Source organism: Hyphomicrobium sp. 802, from assembly GCF_000526135.1.
GTDB lineage: Bacteria > Pseudomonadota > Alphaproteobacteria > Rhizobiales > Hyphomicrobiaceae > Hyphomicrobium_B.
Window position 1 is genome coordinate 12,349 of record NZ_JAFM01000001.1, and the last position, 21,326, is coordinate 33,674.

20 protein-coding genes are annotated in these 21,326 nt (G+C 59.7%); 12 read left to right on the forward strand and 8 right to left on the reverse strand.

Going from position 1 to position 21,326, the window contains the following annotated elements; all coding sequences use genetic code 11:
- Positions 1–10: 10 nt before the first annotated feature.
- The 5 genes from HYP802_RS0100085 to motA all read right to left on the reverse strand — a co-directional run bounded on the left by HYP802_RS0100085 (position 11) and on the right by motA (position 4,586).
- Entirely contained in the window at positions 11–1,096 is a 1,086-nt protein-coding gene (locus HYP802_RS0100085; RefSeq protein ID WP_024274902.1) for a flagellar type III secretion system protein FlhB, read from the reverse strand.
- Between the two features lie 12 nt (positions 1,097–1,108).
- Positions 1,109–2,107: a FliG C-terminal domain-containing protein gene (locus tag HYP802_RS0100090; RefSeq protein ID WP_245261430.1), complete on the reverse strand. Its 999-nt coding sequence runs from the start codon at positions 2,105–2,107 to the stop codon at positions 1,109–1,111.
- Between the two features lie 34 nt (positions 2,108–2,141).
- Complete coding sequence (gene fliN / locus HYP802_RS0100095) at positions 2,142–2,564, reverse strand: flagellar motor switch protein FliN (RefSeq protein WP_013949948.1); 423 nt, start codon at positions 2,562–2,564, stop codon at positions 2,142–2,144.
- An 81-nt stretch (positions 2,565–2,645) separates the two neighbouring features.
- The gene (locus tag HYP802_RS0100100) at positions 2,646–3,626 is read right to left on the reverse strand and encodes a FliM/FliN family flagellar motor switch protein (RefSeq protein WP_024274904.1); all 981 of its coding nucleotides are present in this window, start codon (positions 3,624–3,626) and stop codon (positions 2,646–2,648) included.
- A gap of 75 nt (positions 3,627–3,701) precedes the next feature.
- Entirely contained in the window at positions 3,702–4,586 is an 885-nt protein-coding gene (motA, locus tag HYP802_RS0100105; RefSeq protein ID WP_013949950.1) for a flagellar motor stator protein MotA, read from the reverse strand.
- Positions 4,587–4,753: 167 nt separating this feature from the next.
- Between motA and flgF the strand changes: the two genes are divergently transcribed.
- Genes flgF through HYP802_RS0100120 form a run of 3 tightly spaced genes read left to right on the forward strand, consistent with a single transcriptional unit; the run spans position 4,754 to position 7,524 of the window.
- Positions 4,754–5,476, forward strand: a complete 723-nt coding sequence (flgF, locus tag HYP802_RS0100110; protein WP_013949951.1) for a flagellar basal-body rod protein FlgF — start codon at positions 4,754–4,756, stop codon at positions 5,474–5,476.
- 22 nt (positions 5,477–5,498) lie between these two features.
- Positions 5,499–6,866, forward strand: a complete 1,368-nt coding sequence (locus HYP802_RS0100115; protein WP_024274905.1) for a FliI/YscN family ATPase — start codon at positions 5,499–5,501, stop codon at positions 6,864–6,866.
- A 52-nt stretch (positions 6,867–6,918) separates the two neighbouring features.
- On the forward strand, positions 6,919–7,524 hold the full coding sequence (locus tag HYP802_RS0100120; protein WP_013949953.1) for a hypothetical protein: 606 nt from the start codon (positions 6,919–6,921) through the stop codon (positions 7,522–7,524).
- Positions 7,525–7,544: 20 nt separating this feature from the next.
- Here HYP802_RS0100120 and HYP802_RS0100125 read toward each other — a convergent pair whose 3' ends face one another.
- The 3 genes from HYP802_RS0100125 to HYP802_RS0100135 form a co-directional block, all read right to left on the reverse strand.
- Positions 7,545–8,279 (reverse strand): glycoside hydrolase family protein, encoded by a 735-nt coding sequence (locus HYP802_RS0100125; RefSeq protein ID WP_013949954.1) that lies wholly within the window; start codon positions 8,277–8,279, stop codon positions 7,545–7,547.
- A 71-nt stretch (positions 8,280–8,350) separates the two neighbouring features.
- Entirely contained in the window at positions 8,351–9,583 is a 1,233-nt protein-coding gene (locus tag HYP802_RS22710) for a CBS domain-containing protein (protein WP_013949955.1), read from the reverse strand.
- A 156-nt stretch (positions 9,584–9,739) separates the two neighbouring features.
- Positions 9,740–10,708: a LysR family transcriptional regulator gene (locus HYP802_RS0100135; protein ID WP_013949956.1), complete on the reverse strand. Its 969-nt coding sequence runs from the start codon at positions 10,706–10,708 to the stop codon at positions 9,740–9,742.
- Between the two features lie 121 nt (positions 10,709–10,829).
- On the opposite strand from HYP802_RS0100135, the gene HYP802_RS0100140 reads away from it, so the two are divergent.
- From HYP802_RS0100140 to glnT, 9 genes are all read left to right on the forward strand, one after another.
- On the forward strand, positions 10,830–12,092 hold the full coding sequence (locus HYP802_RS0100140) for a sarcosine oxidase subunit beta family protein (RefSeq protein ID WP_013949957.1): 1,263 nt from the start codon (positions 10,830–10,832) through the stop codon (positions 12,090–12,092).
- A gap of 12 nt (positions 12,093–12,104) precedes the next feature.
- Positions 12,105–12,401 carry a sarcosine oxidase subunit delta gene (locus tag HYP802_RS0100145; protein WP_013949958.1) on the forward strand — a complete coding sequence of 99 codons (297 nt, stop codon included), beginning with the start codon at positions 12,105–12,107 and terminating at the stop codon, positions 12,399–12,401.
- Positions 12,398–15,382, forward strand: a complete 2,985-nt coding sequence (locus tag HYP802_RS0100150) for a sarcosine oxidase subunit alpha family protein (RefSeq protein WP_024274907.1) — start codon at positions 12,398–12,400, stop codon at positions 15,380–15,382. Before HYP802_RS0100145 ends, HYP802_RS0100150 begins: the two co-directional genes overlap by 4 nt.
- On the forward strand, positions 15,375–15,905 hold the full coding sequence (locus tag HYP802_RS0100155) for a sarcosine oxidase subunit gamma family protein (protein WP_024274908.1): 531 nt from the start codon (positions 15,375–15,377) through the stop codon (positions 15,903–15,905). Before HYP802_RS0100150 ends, HYP802_RS0100155 begins: the two co-directional genes overlap by 8 nt.
- Before the next feature lie 147 nt (positions 15,906–16,052).
- Positions 16,053–16,706 (forward strand): XRE family transcriptional regulator, encoded by a 654-nt coding sequence (locus HYP802_RS0100160; RefSeq protein WP_013949961.1) that lies wholly within the window; start codon positions 16,053–16,055, stop codon positions 16,704–16,706.
- Positions 16,707–16,837: 131 nt separating this feature from the next.
- Positions 16,838–17,734, forward strand: a complete 897-nt coding sequence (locus tag HYP802_RS0100165; protein WP_013949962.1) for a glutamine amidotransferase family protein — start codon at positions 16,838–16,840, stop codon at positions 17,732–17,734.
- A gap of 23 nt (positions 17,735–17,757) precedes the next feature.
- Positions 17,758–18,444, forward strand: coding sequence for a GXGXG domain-containing protein (locus HYP802_RS0100170; RefSeq protein WP_013949963.1), 687 nt, complete (start codon positions 17,758–17,760; stop codon positions 18,442–18,444).
- The gene (locus HYP802_RS0100175; protein WP_013949964.1) at positions 18,444–19,781 is read left to right on the forward strand and encodes an FMN-binding glutamate synthase family protein; all 1,338 of its coding nucleotides are present in this window, start codon (positions 18,444–18,446) and stop codon (positions 19,779–19,781) included. Before HYP802_RS0100170 ends, HYP802_RS0100175 begins: the two co-directional genes overlap by 1 nt.
- 68 nt (positions 19,782–19,849) lie before the next feature.
- Positions 19,850–21,157, forward strand: coding sequence for a type III glutamate--ammonia ligase (gene glnT / locus HYP802_RS0100180; protein WP_013949965.1), 1,308 nt, complete (start codon positions 19,850–19,852; stop codon positions 21,155–21,157).
- Positions 21,158–21,326 lie beyond the last annotated feature (169 nt).

Sequence of the window (21,326 nt, forward strand, 5' to 3'; positions counted from 1 at the left end):
TGCTTTTCCCTTAGGCGCGAATGGTGCCCGCTCCATTCTTCCCGGCCTGGAGGCGAAGAAGAATTTGTGCAACCGCTTTGTAGAATTCGACGGGGATCATTTGATCCACTTCCACTTTTGCATACAGGGACCTTGCGAGAGCCTTGTCTTCTATGACTGGAATGTCATTTTCTTCAGCGATCCGACGAATTGACAAGGCTATAAGATCTTGTCCCTTCGCAACGACTCGCGGCGCACCGCCTTCTGAACGCACGTAACGAAGCGCGACGGCGAAATGCGTGGGATTCGCGATGACAAGAGTTGCGCGCGGGACGGCCGACATCATTCGCTGGCGCAGGCGCGAACGCGCGATGGACAGGCGTTTTGCCTTGATATGTGGATCACCTTCGGCCTGTTTGCGCTCGTCCTTGACCTGTTGTGGCGCCATTCGCAGGGATCGCCGCCAAAGAATTTGAGCGACGGGATAATCGAAGATCAGGAGCGCAAACGACATCAGCGCAAGAGCGATCAGGAGGATAACGACGCTCTGTTGCGATAATTCCAATATGGCCGCCGGATCGTGCCAGATCGAATTCGTAAAATCGTGCCACAGATACATCAGGATGGCGCTGGTTATGATCGTCACGACCGACAATCGCAGCGTGAGCTTTAGAAACTCGACAAAACCGGAGGTGCTAAACAGGCGCTTGAAGCCTTTTGCCGGCGACAATCGGGAAATGTCCGGCATCACGCGTTTAAATATCAAAGCCGGCGTATTCTGAGCCACGGACGCGATCACGCCTGCCGCCGTGAATGTCAGAATGATCGGAGCGGTGATCGTCGCGGCTGTTTTTCCGACGACGTCGAAAAGCAAACTGAGATCGCCGCCGTTCTCGATGCGAATCGAGCCGGCATTGGCAAGCAGCCCGCGCAACAGATCAGTGAAGTGAATAATGAACGTCTGGCCTAGCACGGCGATGACGAGAAGCGCGCCAAGCAGGTAGGTAAAGTTCGTGGCTTCCCGCGACATGGGAACGTTGCCGTCGCCGCGCGCATCGTTCAGACGTTTGTCAGTCGCTTCTTCTGTGCGACTGTCTTTATCCTGTTCTTCGGCCACGGGCTCGTTCCCTCATTGGCCGATCGAGGCGGCCGCGCCGGAAATATCGATCAAACCGTCGGCGGCGAGACGCAGAACCGAATCGACAATCGTACGGCGCGCGTCGACGATATCGCGGGGAGGAACGTTTGCCGGGCTTTGCAATTCCGCTTCCGCCATGCGGCGCGCGCGCGGCGCCAGGGCGGAGAGAACTTTGGTCTGCAGCTCAGCGTCGGTTCCCTGTAGCGCAAGGACCGTCCGCTCGACCGGAATTCCGTCCATAAGAACGGTGAGGGCGCGTGCAGGAAGCCGTAGCAGATCTTCGAACTTGAAGAGCATCTTGCGGATGGCTTCCGCGTCCTTTGGCTTGACGCTTGCCAGATATTCAAGCGCTTGGACCGACTCCTCTTTATCCATATTGTTGAGGATGCCGGCCAGCGAGACGTATTTGTCCGACGAGCGGCGATCGACGTCGAACAGCTCGTCATGCAAGCCGCTCTCCAGCGCCTCGACGACTTGCGGCGAGATCTGGCCCATGCCCAGGATGCGGTTCAGCAAGTCATTGCGCTTGGCGACCGGGAACGATTTTAAAAGCGCAGACGCGCGTTCGCTGCCGAGACGATCGAGATAGTAGGCGGCAACTTGCAGAGATTGGTTCTGGAAGTGTCCAACGATGATGTCATCAGGGAGCGCCGCCAGCTGAGCCCAGACGTCTTGCCGTGCAATGAACTGGTCGTTTGCATCACCGGACGATCTGTTTTCGGAGATGACATCCGTGACTAGGCGTCGGACATCCTCGGCGCGTCCGAGAAACGGTGCACCCTGGCCGAACTGGTTCTCGAATTCCTCAACGATGCCTTCGAGTTCGGCAGCGGTAATGGTCGGCATGATTTCAGCCGAGCGGACGAGAATATTCAGCTCCTCGGGATTGAACTTCTTCAGCAGACCACTGGCGCGCTGCTTGCCGAGTGCAAGAAGAAGAACGCCGACCTTTTCAGGTCCCGACAGGGCTCGCGAGTTTCCGGTTTGCATTGATGACGGGTCTCGCATCGAGCATCAGCTACTATTATTTCGTAACGCCTGGAATCGCGCCGACCTGCGTCAGCACCACACCGAAGCGCGATGTTCCTTCGTTCAAAACAACCACCTCGCCACGCGCGATCAGACGGCCGTTGACCAGAATATCGACGGGGTCGCCGACCATCTTGTCGAGTTTGACGACGGAGCCTTTTGTGAGCTTCGCAAGGGTCGCTACCGGCATTTTGGCCGAACCGAGCACCACCTTCATCATGACCGGCAGGCCCATGATCATGGCGCTGTTATTGCCAAAATCCGACGCTGTCGATGGATCTGCCTCCGCCTGCGCGGGCTCGGCGATACCGGCGATTTGCCCGACACCGAATTCAGCAGCACCGGACATCGGCTGCTCGAAGGCGGCTTCTACCCCGTCGGGTGTATTGTCCGATTGGTCGATATCACTCGACATCATGGCAGATGATTTCCTTGCGCTAGCACTTCCGGAGCTGATTTTATGAGTTGAAACATGCCGGAGCCTTGAGGTGCCGACGGATCAGAGGCCATAGAATTCATCAACCGCCTCTCTTTCATGATCGAATTCTTGATCGACGCGGAGGATCAAGCCGTTATCGCGCTTGCCAAGCTCGCACCAGAACAGTGGACTTTCGTCGGCGTCGAGGCGGACGCGAGACATGGATGAGAGTTGAAGCTCGATGACGGAGCCGACTTTGAATTTCTCGACTTCTCCGAGCGCGATCGTGCGCTCTTCGAGCACGCCATTGAGCCCGATGAAGGCGCGGGCGATCTCTTCGGCAAGTTGCTTCGACCACATCGGATCGTCGTTGGCGTCCGGTCGGCCCGGCGCCGGGCTGGCGACTTCTCCGGGGACAGCCGTCACGAGCAAATCGCGAATGGTTTCGAGTGCGGCCTGCGGGATGACCACCGTCACCTGACCTTCGTGACCGTCATAGTCCAGCGCAAGCCGCGCCGCGATCACCGGCGATGACGGGCCGAGGTTGGGTTCGAGCTCAATCTTTTCGACGATGTCGCCGACATCGAAATCGACGTCAGCAAGAATGGAAAAGGCGTTCGTCAGCGCCCGCGAGACGCGCCGAAACAGAACGCGTAAAACGTTGGCGTCGGTGGGTGTCGGCTTGCGCTTCGGGAGGCCGGTGCGCGGGATGCTTTCGCTGCCCGTCGCGGCCTCGACGAAAAGCAGGCTGATGGCCGGATCGGCGATGAAATATAGCCAGCTTCGCCATCTCTCGGCCCGAACCACGCCCGCGAATGCGCCAGCCGGAAGCGTGCACGTATCATCGATCGTCGAAGCAAAAAGCTCGATGAGGCGAACGCGCAACGGAATGTGCGAAAGACTGCCGACTTCCTCAGCCATGATGCGGGGCAACTGGCCAAAAATCATTTGCAGGCCGGGAAGACGATCCGGCCGGTTTTGGCCGGCAGAAAGCGCCCGTTCCAGCGATTTTTCAGATTCCCGCAGCGATAGCGTCGCTTCCAACAGCGCGTCATCCGACATGATGGCCGCCCCAAATTTGCGTTTCGACGCAGACAGGCGACCGGCCGATCAGAGTGCGGAGCAGTCGCGTGTTCATTACGCCGCCTTTCTGTCCTGGCCTGAAGTTGCGCCACCGCCCATCGTCGCGGTCTCGACCTCGTTGATCGTCGGACGCTCATACGCGGAGATCGCCTTACGGCCGTGCTCGATCGCGACCTGCGGCATGGCTCCGTTCATGAACGCTAGGAGCGATTGCTTGACGATGACGTAAGACCGCAACTTCTTATCGCGAATGATCTTCACCTTCGTCGCCAGCGGTCCGACGACCGCATAAGAAAAGAAGATGCCAGCGAACGTGCCGACCAGAGCGGACGCAATGAGGTGTCCGAGAATTTCCGGAGACTGGTCGATTGCGCCCATCGCCTTCACGACACCCAGGACGGCTGCGACGATGCCGAGCGCCGGCAAGCCGTCGCCGACTGCGACGAGCGCGTGATAGGCCTTCATCTTGTCGTGACGTACCGTCTCGATCTCTTCATCCATCAGGGCTTCTATTTCGTGCGTACGCGCGTTGCCCATGATGATGAGACGAAAATAATCGCAGATGAAAGTCGTCAGTTCTTCGTTGGCAAGCACCGTCGGCGCACGTTTGAAGACTTCCGACTCGTTCGGTGCGTCGATAATCATTTCCATTTCGGCGCGCGATTTATCGCGCAGCTCGCGCATCATGAAGAAGAGCAGGGCGAGAACCTCAATGTTCTCGTCTTTGGTCGGCGTGCTGCTCTTGAAGGCCTCAATCGTCGCCTTCCCGGCATCCTTGATGACTTTCATAGGATTGGCGACCACGAACGTGCCTAGCGCCGCGCCCATGATGATGACGTATTCCCAGGGCTGCCAGATGACCAGCACGTGGCCGCCCATGGCCGCGAAGCCGCCTAGCATACAGGCGAGAGTGATAATCAGGCCGACGATAATGGTCACGTGAGCTTCCCGGAGCGAATTCTAACCGTAGCCATAAGGGGCGCTTTGGCTTGCGTGGGACTTGTCCCTCCGTATTGGCGCGCGCACGCGTCCTTTGAGTCAGCCCGCCACAAGTTCTTGAGGCTAGCCTTCCCCTAAAGCTGGTCCTGACAGAATCGATTCACGGCATGCAATCCAATATCTACGTCGCTCTTTCTGCCCAGTTGTCGCTGCAGCGGCGCCTCGACACGCTGGCAAATAATGTCGCCAACGTGAACACCGTAGGCTATCGCGGCGAGGAGGTCTCTTTCGAGGAGCTTGTCTCGCAGCCAGGCAAGGACTCTGTGAGCTTCGTCTCGAAAGGCGAAAATCACATATCGACCAAGACAGGCGAAATCACGCAGACCGGCAATCCCCTTGACGTCGCCATCCGTGGCAACTCGTGGCTTGCCATCCAGACACCAAGCGGAGTTGTCTATACGCGCGACGGCCGTATGCAGATGGATAAGGAAGGCGTTTTGACAACACTTGAGGGCTATCCAGTCCTCGATGCTGGTGGCGTTCCGGTTCAGCTCAACCCTAATGATCCGCCGCCGACGATCAACAAGGCCGGCACGATTGAGCAGGCTGGCAACAATCTTGGGGCGCTTGGCCTTTATACGATGCCGCCAGGCGCCCGGCTGACGCGCGCCGAAGGTGTCGCCGTTACGTCCGACATCCAGCCGGTTGCTGAACTCGATTTCCTGCATAACGGCGTGCTGCAAGGCTACGTCGAGAAATCAAACGTCAATCCTATTCTCGAGATGACACACCTCATCACCCTGCAGCGGAATTTTCAGGGCGTCAGCACCATGCTGAGCGATACCGAAACGTCGCTGACGGATGCCCTGAAGGCGATCGCGGGTTCGTGATGAAGCGCCAGGAGCATCATCGGTGAGCGCGGGCGCTGCAACGGCATTCGATCGCCTGGACCTTCTGATGGCAACCGCTGCCGCGCGGTCGCCTGCGCATCGCGTTTCCGGCCGCGTAGTTCGTATCAGCACGACGTATCTCGTCGTTGCGGGCCTTTCGAAATTCGTGTCGCTCGGAGATTGCGTGTCGATTTCCGGCATCGGCGGCACAATCCTCGCCGAAGTTGCGACGATCGAAAGCCAGACAATCAACGTCACGCCGTTTATCGCCGACCATCGAATCGAACTCGGCGCACGCGTTACGACGATGTCCGGGCAACTGTCGCTGTCACCGGACGAATCCTGGCTTGGCCGCACGGTCAACGCGTTGGGCGAGCCTATCGATGATGCCGGTCCGCTCGTTCGCGGAGAGCGTGCTTATGCGGTTCAAGGTTCGCCGCCATCGCCGTTGCGTCGGAATAGGTTAGGAACGCCGCTGACGACGGGCGTCAAAGCCATCGACCTTTTCACGCCCATCTGCGCCGGGCAGCGCATCGGCATCTTTGCGGGCTCAGGCGTCGGTAAGTCGACACTGCTTGCGATGTTGAGCCGCGCACCTTCGAGCGACGTCACAGTCCTAGCGCTCGTAGGCGAACGAAGCCGCGAAGTCCGCGATTTCCTTGACGATACCCTCGGCGCGACGCGCTCACAGGTGGTCTCAGTCGTCGCGACGTCCGACGAAAGCCCGATGATGCGTCGCCTCGCGCCCAGCGCCGCCATGTGCATCGCCGAATACTACCGCGACCGCGGCAAGACTGTGCTGCTCATCATCGACTCGCTGACGCGATACGCGCATGCCATGCGTGAACTGGCGCTGGCCGCCGATGAGCCGCCCGTTGCGCGCGGTTACCCGCCGAGCGTCTTCAGCAATCTGCCGAGGTTACTCGAACGGGCCGGACCGGGCGAAGCCGGCGCCGGAACGATCACAGGCATTTTGTCCGTTCTCGTGGACGGCGATGACCATAACGATCCGATCGCCGACGCGACGCGCGGCATCCTAGACGGGCACATCGTCCTCGATCGCAGCATCGCGAGCCAGGGCAGGCTGCCCGCGCTCGATCCGCTCGCCTCACTTTCGCGCCTCGCGCCGAAGATCAGGACAAAGAACCAGACGCAGTTTGTGACGCAATTGATCGAAGTGATTTCGCGCTACGAAGACACCAGAGATCTTCGCGCGATCGGCGGCTATAAGGCCGGTAGCGATTTGACTCTCGACAAAGCCATGGAAATCGTGCCGCGCGTTTACGATGCTATGAAACAATCTCTCGACGAAGATCCCGTCGATGACGTCTATACGTATCTTTCTCAGGTTCTCCAGGGCGGGCAACGGCAGCACACCGCATCGCGCTAAAGTTTTGTTCGCTGCCGGCCAAACAACGTTCTGACCTCGGAGCGCAGCGACAATGGTAAGTTCAACTGAAAATATCGGTCGCCTGGTCGCGAACGAAGTCCTTCTGCAGGCAGAGAGGCAGCTGCTTCAAAATCGCGACAAGTCCGGACAGCAGCCGACGGACAAGCAGCCAACCGCTACTCCCGCGCCAATTTCGCATAACGAGAAGGCGGTGTCGTCCGTCCTGCTGACGTTACTCGACGAACAGCTCGACGCCCGGCTGGCGGTCTCAGCGGACGGGTTCCGAAATCAGGCGCCGACACAGCAGCCTGCCGGCGATACGGCAGCGGGAGCGAGCCGGGTCGCGGCGCAATATGCCGAAGCTGACGCCGTATTCAGGCCGGACATGCCGACCGAGCAACGCCTCCTCCCGACTGATGCGACCAATCAGCAGGTGCTACTGGCTGCGGCTTCGCCTGAATTGCGAATGGCGATGCAAAGCGCGTTCTTTTCCGCGGCCGTACGCGCGCAAACCGAAACCGAAGAGACCACTGGTCGCAAGGGGCGGCGGAGTAGGCCTGAGACAGGCATAAATGGCACCGTTCTTATTCGGATCGGATTGGCAGGCGTCGCTGGTCTCGCCGTGGCAATTCTGCTTGCGGCCGGTTTGGCGCGGTAGCCGCCTCAGCTTTCAAGGTCTCAGCCTGTGCGCAACTGGGGTTCAGGCTCGACAAATTTGCGGTCCGAATTGTTCGACCGCTTGTCGTTATCATCGTGATTGCGGCCGGACGGCGGATCGGCCATGTGGGACAGAAGCGATAACATCACCTGATCGCTACCGATGGCCGACAGCGGCGGTACGCTGACATCGGTCGAAGCCATGCGCAAGATGGACCGCGAGGGGTTGCTTGCCGTCACTGATCCCGACGATCGGACGGCGGCTGATGAACTTGCAATCGCTGAAGCGCTTGCGGCCGCGGCCATGGCGGCAATCCCGGCGCTCGCCCCTTGGGCGGCCGGATTTCCCTGGCCAAACCATGCGACCTCCTGGAGGCGCCGCTGCACCAGACCATCGACGACGTTGCCGCCTGCCTTGTTGTATTGCAGGAAGAGTGAGCGCGCTTTATCGAGATCGCCGCTGGCAACGGCTTCTCCAAGTCCGCTCTTCGACCAAGCCGTTCCGGCGTTGTATGTCAGCGATGTCAGAGCAGCCTTGCTGCCCTCGTCGAGATTGGGCGCGAACTTATCGACGAATTCCGCGGCTTTCTGCACTTCAGACGAGAAGCGGCGATCGGCTTCCGCCTTGTCGATGACTTCGCCGGCAAAGCGTGCGCGTGTGCCGTAGCCATTCGAATTCTGCGCGTAATCCCACCGGGCTTCCGCGGTGTAGCCTTCGAACTGCTTTATGGCATCAAGATAGCTGGGATCGACCATACGGGGATGCTTGTCACGCCGAGCTTGCGGCAAGCTGGTGTCACGACGCGAGCGAGCAAAACAAGCGGTCGCTAGCGGCGCGAACGCGCAACGTCTCGCAGTACGCTGGCTTCGAGTTGTACTTCGTCCAGACGATGCTTCAGCACGTCACCGATGCTGATCAGGCCGACGACCTTGCCATCAACAACGACGGGCAAATGCCGAATGCGCCGTTGCGTCATGACATTGGCAACGGCAGCAACGCGATCGTCGGGCGCGCAGGTTACGACCGAACGGGTCATCAAATTGGCGACGCGCATTTGCGGCAGGTCGATGCCGAACTCGTCGATGCCGCGAGCGAGATCTCGTTCCGAGATGATGCCCTGCAAGCCGCCCTTGTCGTCCAGGACCAGCATCGCACCGACTTGCTCTTTCCTGAAACTGTGGGCGAGCGCGCGCATCGTGGCGTTTGCCTCGATCGTCTTGATCGCCGATCCCTTCGATTTCAGAATGTCCGAGACCTTCATCTCGTCGCTCCAATCCAATCCTGTAAGGCCGCTGCAATTGCTTGCGTGCAACCGATATATAGCCTCGAGAAGGTCCGCCCGATCCTCAGACGTCAGCGGATCGTGAGGGCTGCGATCGCGCCCGGTCAGCAGGCTCGTCAGATTGTCAATGAGAACCGAGTCCTCGCTGAAGGCCGGGCTCTCACGGCAAAACGCGCTTCGCGTCGTGATGACCGGAAAGTCCGAGGCCTTTGCAGCCTGAGCGCCGCGACGACCGCCCTCGATCACGAGACTGTGCTTGGGATCGCAGCCGAGACTGGAGCGGACCTCGGCGTAAAGCCGGGCGCATTCGCCCTTGCCGCTCTTGTCCCCTGAGACAACAACGTCGAACAGCTGTCGGCCACGATCACCGAACAGAGTCTTCAATAGCTGCTCGGTATCGCGAGGCTCGAGAAGAGAGACGAGAACCAAGCGCAGACCGTCGCCGCGCGCAGCAATGATCAGATCGCGGATCCCTGGGCGCGGCTCGACGACCATCGACGACAGCATTTCTCCAAAGACCTTGGAGGCGCGCCGATGCATCGCCTGAATGAGGAGGGTGAAATCCTCGGTCTCAGGCTTTCCGCGGAGGAAAGCGCGCACGTAATGGGCCATGCGGGCCTCTCCGCTGCCGAGTTTTGCGGTCAGCGCGAACCCTTCACGATCGCACGACCAATCAAATCCGGCCTCGGAAAAGACCTGTGCAAATGCCTTCCTGCGGACGTCTTCCGTTTCAGCGAGAGCACCGTCTGCTCGGATGATGATCGCCTGCAGCGTCATCGTTCAACTATGATCCAATCTCGATTCAAATATGCGTTTCTAGGTAGCCCGACTCACGATGCCCGCCAACGCGACGTAAGGTCTGAGATACAGCCTTGAGCTTGGCGCAATTGCGCTGCGGCATGGGCGGTCGGCTGACATTGCAGCGCAACAGCGTTATGTCAGAAGCTCACTGGAAAGCCACGGCAGCGAGCGTCGCAGAGCCGACAGCGTCGATGTTTCAAGCGACGATTTACAGGCCTTTGTCAGATCGCGCGGCAAGGTGCCGAGCTCTAGCCGGCGACTGACCAGCGTTAATGTTCTCTTAAGCTGGGGGCCTGGCAGGGCGGCAGCTCGAATATCGCGATTTTCAAGGGCCGCTTCGGCGATGCAGATCGGCGTCGAAATCGCGAAGCCCTTGCCGCGGGCTACCATATCGCTCACACCGAAGGGCGTATCGAATTCCAGCCCCTGCGGAAAATCAATATTGAGACGGCGGAGATAGCGCTCGATGTCGATGCCGGTCTTGGACCGAGCGCTATAACGGATAAAGGGGAGCTTGCCGGCGAGCGCCGCCAAATCCGTGACCGTCCGCGGGATTTTATGCCGCGCCGGCAGCACCAATATATAGGGCTCGGTCACAAGTTCGTGACGATCGAAGCCCTCGATGTCGCTCATGTCATCGACGCCAATGAAAAGGTCGAGATTGCGTGTCAGCAGCGCACCGGCATGCGTGGCGGTGAGGCCAGACTGCACAGAGACCTGATCCGCGTGGTTGACCAGAAACGAGGCGATCGGGCCGGTCAGCGCCCGCGACAGACTATCCACGAGGCCGGCGCGAATGAGAGCCAGCCGGCCCTTCGCCGTGTGGCGAATAACGGTTGCGAGCTGACGTGCTTCCGACACCAGCGCCGACGCCCGCTGTCGCATGACCTCACCCGCCGGCGTCAGCGCTAAGGGCCGGACGCTGCGGTCGAAGAGCTTCACGCCCATGCGCGCTTCAAGGTCGGCGACCGCCTGAGATACGGCCGGCTGCGTCAGCGAAAGCTTCTTTGCGGCAAGCGCCATCGAGCGGGCATCGCAAACGCCCAGAAATGCTTCAAGAGCGTGGAGATCAAAGGGCAGTCTGTTCGAGCGTGTAGCCATGATCTGACAGAATAAGATTTTCTTATATTAACGTCAATCGGCGACTGATTTATAAGAAAACAAGTTGATACGGCGCATCTTCCTGGCGCCGGGATCGCCGAGACAAACCGCAGATACGGCCATGTTCAGCTCAGATCGATACTCGATTTTTTCCGTCCTTACGGAGGCGCTGCGCGGCCAGACCGGCTGGAAGCCGGCATGGCGCAAGGCCGCCCCGAAGCCCTCCTATGACATCGTCATCGTCGGCGGCGGTGGCCATGGCCTTGCCACTGCATATTATCTCGCGAAGAGGTATGGCAACGCCAACGTCGCCGTCATCGAAAAGGGCTGGATCGGCGGCGGCAATGTCGGCCGCAATACGACGATCGTCCGCTCGAACTATCTGCTGCCAGGCAACATTCCCTTCTACGAGACCAGCATGAAGCTCTGGGAAGGGCTCGAGCAGGATCTCAATTATAACGCCATGGTTTCGCAGCGTGGCGTCCTCAACCTCTACCATTCGGACGCCCAGCGCGATGCTTATGCGCGGCGCGGCAATGCCATGCGCCTGCACGGCGTCGACTCCGAACTTTTGGATCTCGATGCCGTGCGCGCGATGTATCCTTGGCTCAACTACGACAACGCACGCTTTCCGATCAAAGGCGGCCTCATTCAGCGGCGCGGCGGCACGGTGCGTCATGATGCGGTCGCGTGGGGATACGCTCGCGGCGCGGACCGTCTCGGCGTCGACATCATCGAAAATGCGGAAGTCACGGGATTTCGGATCGAGAACGGTAAGATCGGCGGCGTCGAGACGACGCGCGGATTTATCGGCGCGAACAAGGTCGGCTTAGCGGTGGCCGGCAATTCATCGCGCGTAGCTGGTCTTGCGGGAATGATGCTGCCGATCGAAAGCCACGTGCTGCAAGCCTTCGTCTCGGAAGGCATCAAGCCGTTCATTGACGGCGTCGTTACGTTCGGCGCGGGGCATTTCTATATCAGCCAATCGGACAAGGGCGGCTTGGTCTTCGGCGGCGATATCGACGGTTATAATTCTTATGCGCAGCGGGGTAACCTTCCGGTCGTCGAGGATGTTCTTGAAGGCGGGATGGCGCTGATGCCGCGGATCGGACGCGTACGCCTCCTGCGTTCGTGGGGCGGCATCATGGACATGAGCATGGACGGCTCGCCGATCATCGACCGGACGCCCATCGAAGGCCTCTATTTCAATGGCGGCTGGTGCTACGGCGGCTTCAAGGCGACGCCGGCATCGGGATTGTGCTTCGCGCATCTCTTAGCACGCGACGAACCGCATGAGGTGGCGAAAGCCTACCGCCTCGATCGCTTCCGCACCGGCCACATGATCGACGAGAAGGGCATGGGCAATCAGCCCAACCTGCACTGAAGGCGAGCCACCATGCGCATCAAATGTCCCTTTTGCGGCGAACGCGGCAACGATGAATTCTCCTATCTCGGAGACGCGAGCGTCGTCCGTCCAGATCCGACAGCGCCGGATGCTGCCGACGCTTTTTATGCTTTCGCTTATGAGCGCCGGAACGTTGCCGGACCGACGCAAGAGCTCTGGTATCACGCAGCCGGATGCCATGCGTGGCTGGTCGTCACGCGCGACACGCGCACACACGAAATTTCCGATGTAAAGCCGGCTCAGGACGTCGCTCTCGAACGTCAGAATTCTGCGAGCACCACACCATGACGCAATCGCAAACATTCCGTGTGTCGGGGCTAGGCCTCGTCGACCGGACCAAGGCGCTCGACTTCACCTTCGACGGCGTTCCCTACACGGGATATGCTGGCGACACGCTGGCGTCAGCGTTGCTCGCCAATGGCATTCGACTGGTCGGACGGTCGTTTAAATATCATCGCCCGCGCGGCATCCTGACTGCGGGCTCCGAAGAACCCAATGCACTTGTCGAGCTACGCTCCGGTGCGCGTCGCGAGCCGAACACACGCGCGACCGTTGCCGAGCTTTACGATGGTCTCGAAGCGAAAAGCCAGAACCGCTTTCCGTCACTGTCGTTCGACTTGCTTTCGGTCAATGGGCTCCTGTCGCCCGTTTTCTCGGCGGGCTTCTACTATAAGACCTTCATGTGGCCGGCGGCGTTCTGGGAGAAGCTCTATGAGCCAATCATCCGGCGCGCGGCGGGTCTGGGATCCGCCGCAAATGAGCCCGATCCCGACCTCTACGACAAGGCGAACGCGTTCTGCGACGTGCTCGTCATCGGCTCGGGTCCAGCGGGATTGATGGCCGCGCTTTCTGCGGCGCGCGCTGGAGCGAAGGTCATCGTCGTCGACGAAAGCTTTGCCTTGGGCGGCCGCCTTCTCTCTGATGTGCGAAGCATCGATGGCAAAAGCGGTGTCGAATGGGTGAATGCCATCGTCGCCGAGCTTGCGGCTTCGTCCAGAGTTCGCTTGATGCCGAGAACGACGATTTTCGGTGCTTACGATTCCGGTACGTTTGGTGCTGTCGAGCGGGTGGCGGATCATGTCGCCGTTCCAGCAACGGGTGAGCCGAGGCAGCGCCTTTGGCATATCGTCGCCAAGCAGACGATCGTCGCGCAAGGCTCGACCGAGCGGCCGATCGTGTTCGGCAACAACGATCGGCCGGGCGTGATGCTCGCAAGCGCGGTGCGAAGCTACATCAATCGCTTCGGCGTGGCGCCGGGCCAGACGGCCGTCGTATTCTCGAACAACGACGATGCGGCCAACACAATCGACGATCTCATTCGCGCCGGCATCACCGTTGCAGCACTTGTCGACACGCGCCCCATATTACCGCCTGAAATCAAGTCGAAGGCGCGCAAGCATGGTATCCGCGTCTTCGAAGGCGCCGCGGTCGCTGACGCTACCGGCGGACAGCGCGTCACCGGCGCACGGATCGTTGCAGCTTACGGGACGTCCCAGACGATCCCTTGCGATCTGATTGCGGCGTCGGGCGGATTCAATCCCAACGTTCAGGTGACGACACACCTTGGCGGACGCTCGCAATGGCAGGAGAATTTAGCGGCCTTCGTTCCGGGAGCGCTGCCGAAATGGATGACCGTAGCCGGCGCGGCCAATGGTTCTTTCTCGACATCTTCGTGCCTTAACGACGGTGCCCGGGCAGGCGCAGACGCTGCCGCTGCGTGCGGCTTCGCGGCTACTGTCGCTCTCGTTCCCAGCATGGACGATGAACTGACGGAAGTCTCGGCCTTCTGGCATGTCGAAGCGGCCAAGCAAAAGGCATTCGTCGATCAGCAGAATGACGTGACGGCTGCGGATATCCGCCTTGCTGAGCGCGAAGGCTTCCGCTCGGTTGAGCACCTCAAGCGCTACACGACGCTTGGCATGGCGACCGACCAGGGCAAGACGTCGAATGTTAACGGCCTCGCCATGATGGCGGAGCTGACGAACAAATCGATCCCGGCAACGGGAGCGACGTCTGCCCGTCCACCGTATTCGCCCGTCTCACTCGGTGTCTTTGCCGGCGAGCATCGTGGCAAGCATTTCAAGCCGACGCGGCTCACGCCGTCGCACGACTGGGCGAAAGAGCGTGGTGCGGCTTTCGTCGAAACCGGCATGTGGCTTCGCGCGCAATATTTTCCCAAACCCGGCGAACGCGATTGGCTTGAAACGGTCAATCGCGAAGTGAAAACGGTCCGGGGCGGCGTCGGCGTGTGCGATGTGTCGACGCTCGGTAAAATCGAGGTTCACGGCACCGACGCCGGAAAATTTCTGGACCGCGTCTATATCAACATGATGAGCACGCTGGCCGTCGGCAAAGCGCGCTATGGCATGATGCTGCGCGAAGACGGCGTGGCAATGGATGATGGCACGGCTGCACGCTTTGCCGATGATCGCTATTTCATCACGACAACGACGGCCAACGCCATCAAGGTTCTGCAGCATCTCGAACTTTGCCGGCAGTGGCACTGGCCGGACCTTGACGTGCAGCTGTTCCCAGTCAGCGATCAATGGGCGCAATATTCTGTGGCGGGACCACGGGCCCGTGACCTGCTCGCCAAGATCGTCGATGCACCGTTCGACATTTCGAACGCCGCCTTCCCGTATATGGCGTGCGCCGAAATCACCGCGCTCGGGGGCATCAAGGCGCGCATCTATCGTCTCTCGTTCTCAGGCGAGCTTGCCTACGAAATCGCAGTTCCGGCGCGGTATGGCGATCTTCTCATGCGCAAGCTCATGTCGGAAGGCGAGGAATTCGGCGCCATTCCATACGGCACGGAAGCGCTTGGCGTCATGCGCATCGAAAAGGGCCACGTCGGCGGCTCGGAACTCAACGGCACAACGACGGCTGCGGATCTCGGCCTCGGCAAGATGGCATCGACCAAGAAAGATTTTATCGGCCGCGTCTTGGCACAGCGGCCGGGATTGATCGATCCGGATCGCCCGCGCCTGATCGGGTTCAAGCCTGTAGACACTGCCGTGCGATTGCGGGGTGGCGCGCATTTCATCGGCAAAGACGATCAGCCGACTGCGCAAAACGACCAGGGTTATATGACCTCTGTCGCATATTCGCCGATGCTCGGGCATTGGGTGGGGTTGGGGCTTCTTGCGCGCGCCGAAGCTCGCATGGGCGAAATTCTCAAGGCTGTCGATCCGGTGCGGGGTGAAAGCACCCTCGTCCAGGTGGTTCCGGCCGCATTCTACGATGTAGAAGGAGCACGTTTGCGTGTCTGATCTTGCGAACGGCCTTATGGCGAAACAGCATTCTTCGATCGTTGAACGTTCGGACCTTGCCGTCACGCACATTGCCGCCAGACGCGGCATGCTGGCGGGGCTGAACGATGCTGCCCGCGCCGCTTTTGGCATCGAGTTTCCGTCAACGCCCCGAGCGCTCGAAGCGCGTGGTATGACGATTGTCTGGGCCGGTCCCGAGCAATGGCTGCTGATTGAGCAATTGTCGGGAAGTGGCGATCCGACGGCCCAACATGCGAAAACATTCAATGGGTTTGCGTCGGTCGTTGATGTCAGCGATAGCCGAACGATCTTCGGGATGGACAGTGCCCGTCCATCCGACGCGCTCGTTCAGAGCATGGGCATCGACTTCGAAGATACTTCGTTTAAACCAGGAGACGTTGCGATCACCCACGTCTCGCACCTCGGCGTGACCGTGTGGCGATTGCCGGACGGCAGGGGATATGAATTCGCCTGCGCGCGGACCTACGCAAAGGATTTCCGCAACTGGCTTGGCCGGATTTGATCTGACATAGATTTTCCAGAACTCTGTGGCCTGCGTCCTTCAGGCATTGGACATTTTTTTTTCCCGTGGTGGAATAATCTTTCGCGACGTGCGAACCTGTTTCGATATTAAGTCATTTTCAGCCGCCGTCGCCGGCGGAAAGCCTTCATGTCAGAAAAGCCACGCAAAAACTCTGTCGAACTCGCCGAAGCCGAGCCTTTGGCAACGGGTTCGAATGCACCAGGCGCTGCCGAACATACGCTTGAGCAGGCCATCGGGCATCAGGTTCGCCACCATCGGAAGCACGCAGGGCTGACCGTTGCCGAGCTCGCCGCAGCATCGCAAATCTCGCCGGGAATGCTTTCCAAAATCGAGAACGGCCAGATCTCGCCGTCACTCAGCACGTTGCAGATGCTTGCCTCAGCGCTGAACGTGCCGCTGACGGTCCTGTTTGCCTCGTTCGAACAGCGCCGCGACTGTTCCTACGTCAAATCAGGTGAAGGCGTCGTCATTCGACGTCGCGGCACAAAGGTGGGCCATCAGTACCAGCTTCTTGGCCATTCGCTTGACGGCCCGGTCGTCATCGAACCCTATCTGATCACGCTTTCGGACGATGCGGCCGCCTATACCGGCTTCCAGCATGAGGGTGTCGAGTTCATTTTCATGCTCTCCGGCGAAGTCGAATACGCGCATGCCGATCGCAGCTATCACCTGGCTCCCGGAGATGCCATTCTGTTCGACAGCGCGGCACCCCATGGTCCGGCGCGCCTAATTGCGACGCCAATGACCTACCTGTCGATCATCATCTATCCACGACCCTAAAACGGGCGGCTCCCTCGTGCTCCACACCACAACATTCCTTTAAAGAAATCTTCTTTCTCCTGAGTTGACAGATTAACGGCGTACGCTTATTGTCTGAGCCTATTCCTTCGCGGCCCAGTCAGGAGGCAGCCATGTGCGGCATCGTCGGATTATTTTTAAAAAAACCAGAAATGGAGCCGCAGCTCGGAGAGCTTCTCTCGAAGATGCTCTCGACGATGTGCGAGCGCGGTCCGGATTCGGCAGGTTTTGCAGTTTACGGGGCGGCTGAAGACGGTCGCACGAAGATCACCTTGCAATCGGCAAATGCCAAGAGCGACTTCGCAAAGCTCCAGGCCGCTTTGGCGAAAGACAAGAAGGCAGACGCCAAACTCACGGTGAAGGACACCCACGCTGTCCTGAGCATTCCGTCGGACAAGCTCGACGACATCAAAGCCCTGCTCGCCGCCGAGTTCCCGTCGATCCGGACCATGGCGACTGGTGAAAACATCGAGATCTACAAGGAAGTCGGCTATCCGACCGAGGTCGCGAAGCGTTTCGATCTCGCGCATATGTCCGGCACGCACGCCATCGGCCACACGCGTATGGCGACGGAGTCGGCGGTGACGACGCTTGGCGCGCATCCGTTCTCGACGGGTGCCGACGAATGCCTCGTGCACAACGGTTCGCTGTCGAACCATGCGAGCCTGCGTCGCGAACTCGTCCGCGACGGCATGACGTTCAACACTGAAAACGACACCGAAGTTGCTGCGTCGTATCTTACGTGGCGCATGAAGCAGGGCATGAACCTCGGCGAGGCTTTGGAAAAGAGCCTCGATGATCTCGACGGGTTCTTCAATTTCGTTGTCGGCACCAAGGAAGGCTTCGGCGTCGTTCGCGATCCGATCGCCTGCAAGCCGGCAGTCATGGCTGAAACCGACGACTATGTCGCGTTCGGCTCGGAATATCGCGCGCTCGCTGGTCTGCCTGGAATCGATAAGGCGAAGGTCTGGGAGCCTGAACCCGCAACCGTTTATTTCTGGCAACGCTGATGCAGCAGTTAATTGGGGAACTCATGCGTACGTTCGATCTCGCCAAGAGTCCGTTGCGCGAACTTAACGAAGAGCTGCACCGGCAAAAGGACGGCTCCAACGAAGCCCAGTGGGAAGTGCTCAATCCACGCGGCGGTCACGCGATCGCCGTCGGCCTCGACGCGCCGATCAAAGTCGATGTGCTTGGTAGCGTCGGTTATTACTGCGCCGGCATGAACAAGAAAGCGACCGTCACGGTGCACGGCTCTGCCGGGCCTGGCGTCGCTGAAAATATGATGTCGGGCAAGGTCGTCATTAAAGGCGATGCCAGCCAGTACGCCGGCGCGACGGGCCATGGCGGCCTGCTCGTCATCGAAGGCAATGCATCGTCACGGTGCGGCATTTCGATGAAAGGCATCGATATCGTCGTCAAAGGCAATATCGGCCATATGTCGGCATTCATGGCGCAGTCTGGGCATCTGGTCGTGCTCGGCGACGCGGGCGACGCGCTCGGCGATTCGATCTACGAGGCGAAGCTGTTCGTGCGCGGCAAAGTGAAGAGCCTCGGCGCAGACTGCATCGAAAAGGAAATGCGGCCCGAGCATCACGAAGCGCTCTCGAAGCTTCTCGAAGGGGCCGGGATCACGGACGCGAAGACCAGCGAGTTTCGGCGGTACGGTTCCGCACGCAAGCTCTATAACTTCAACATCGACAACGCGGATGCTTACTGATGTCGCCGAAGATCCCGCTTACAACGCCGCGCCCATCGGCGACCTTTGACGATTACACGCTGTCGGAAATCCGACGCGCTTCAGCTACGGGTATTTACGATATCCGTGGTGGTGGTGCGAAACGCCGTGTCCCGCACTTCGACGATCTCCTGTTTCTCGGAGCTTCGATGTCGCGATATCCGCTTGAGGGCTATCGTGAAAAGTGCACCACGACGGTAACGCTCGGCACGCGGTTCGCCAAAAAGCCGATCGAGCTTAAGATCCCGATCACGATTGCAGGCATGAGTTTCGGCGCGCTGTCGGCGAATGCGAAAGAAGCGCTCGGACGCGGTGCTTCGATTGCCGGCACTTCGACGACGACCGGCGACGGCGGCATGACGCCGGAAGAACGCGGCCAGTCAAAAACGCTCGTTTATCAGTATTTGCCGTCACGTTACGGCATGAATCCGGATGATCTGCGCAAAGCAGACGCGATCGAGATCGTTGTCGGCCAGGGCGCGAAGCCCGGCGGCGGCGGCATGCTGCTCGGTCAGAAAATCTCGGATCGCGTCGCAGAAATGCGCAATCTACCGAAGGGCATCGACCAGCGCTCGGCCTGCCGTCATCCCGACTGGACAGGTCCCGACGATCTCGAAATCAAGATCCTTGAGCTGCGCGAGATCACGAACTGGGAAAAGCCAATTTACGTGAAGGTCGGCGGCACACGTCCCTACTATGACGTGGCCCTCGCGGTCAAAGCAGGCGCCGACGTTATCGTTCTTGACGGCATGCAGGGCGGCACGGCGGCCACGCAGGAAGTGTTCATCGAACATGTCGGCCTCCCGACGCTGGCTTGCATACGTCCGGCGGTGCAGTCGCTGCAGGATCTCGGCATGCATCGCAAAGTGCAGCTCATCGTTTCCGGCGGCATTCGCAACGGCGCCGACGTCGCCAAAGCTCTTGCGTTGGGTGCCGACGCAGTTTCGATCGGTATCGCGGCGTTGGCCGCTCTCGGCGACAACGATCCGGCGCTCGAAGCGGAATACGAAAAACTCGGCACGCGCGCCGGCTGCTATGACGACTGGCATGAAGGCCGTGACCCTGCCGGCATCACGACGCAGGATCCGGAACTGTCGAAGCGTCTCGATCCGGTTCGTGCCGGCCGTCGCCTCGCGAACTATCTGAAGGTCATGACGCTCGAAGTGCAAACCATCGCACGCGCCGCCGGCCACAACAACATTCACAATCTCGAGCCAGAAGATCTCTGCGCCTTGACGATCGAAGCTGCGGCGATGGCACGTGTGCCCCTTGCCGGAACATCGTGGATCCCCGGGGTGACCGGAGCGGGCGGCTTTTAAGCCGCCCCTTTTTTCGCCGGTCGGGAAGCACTCATAAAAATGAAACGCAAGCGTTGAGGACAGACAGTATGGCTCAGGATCTTGCCCAGCTCGCCAAAGAGCGTGGCATCCGCTACTTCATGATTTCGTACACGGACCTTTTTGGAGCCCAGCGCGCTAAGCTGGTTCCGGCTGCGGCGATCGCCGATATGCAAAAGGACGGCGCGGGCTTCGCGGGCTTTGCGACCTGGCTGGATATGACGCCGGCTCATCCCGATCTGTTCGGCATGCCGGATGCATCGTCGGTCATCCAGCTGCCTTGGCGCAAAGACGTAGCCTGGGTTGCGGCAGACTGCGTGATGGAAGACAAGCACGTTCCTCAAGCGCCGCGCGTCGTACTGAAGAAGCTGATGGCAGAGGCGGCTGAGCTTGGGCTTTACGTCAAGACCGGCGTCGAATGCGAATTCTTCCTGATCTCGCCTGAAGGCACTGAGATTTCCGACGACAAGGATAATGCTTCGAAGCCCTGCTACGATCAGCAGGCCCTGATGCGCCGCTACGATATCATCGCAGAGATCTGCGATAGCATGCTCGAACTCGGCTGGGGTCCCTATCAGAACGACCACGAAGACGCCAACGGCCAATTCGAAATGAACTGGAACTTCGACGATGCGCTGGTGACGGCCGATCGCCACTCGTTCTTCAAGTTCATGACGCGCTCGATCGCTGAAAAGCACGGCCTGCGCGCAACCTTCATGCCGAAGCCTTTTGCCGGCCTAACCGGCAATGGCTGCCACGCTCACATCTCGGTGTGGGACAAGGATGGCAAGACGAACATGTTCTACGACGCGTCCGACGAAATGGGGCTCTCGCAGCAGGGCTACCACTTCCTCGGCGGTATCATGAAACACGCCGAAGCGCTCGCAGCGATCACGAACCCGACCGTCAACTCGTATAAGCGTATCAACGCGCCGCGGACGCTTTCGGGCGCAACGTGGTCGCCGAACTCGGTGACCTGGACGGGCAACAACCGCACGCACATGGTTCGCGTTCCGGGTAAGGGTCGTTTCGAGTTGCGTCTGCCTGACGGCGCGGCAAACCCCTATCTGCTTCAGGCCGTCATCATCGCTGCCGGTCTCGATGGCATCCGCAGCAAGGCCGATCCGGGCAAACGCCTCGACATCGACATGTACCAGCTTGGCCATACGGTAACGGATGCACCGCGTCTGCCGTTGAACCTGCTCGATGCCATCCGCGCTTTCGACAAGGACACGTCCCTCAAGAGCGCTCTCGGCGACGAGTTTGCTGCGGCCTACATCAAGCTTAAGACCGACAATTGGAATTCCTATGCCTCCCACTTCACGGATTGGGAACGCGCACATACGCTGGACTGCTAAAACAGCGTTTCTTAAGTCTTGCCGCACACGCGAAGCCCCGGCTATTTCCGCCGGGGCTTTTTTTCGGCGTAAGCCATGCTTCACGAAAGTGGCGTTACCCATGGCGGCGTTGCCCAGACGGACATTGTCCGACCCGCGCGGCTGTGGCAAATTCCAGCCCATATTCATT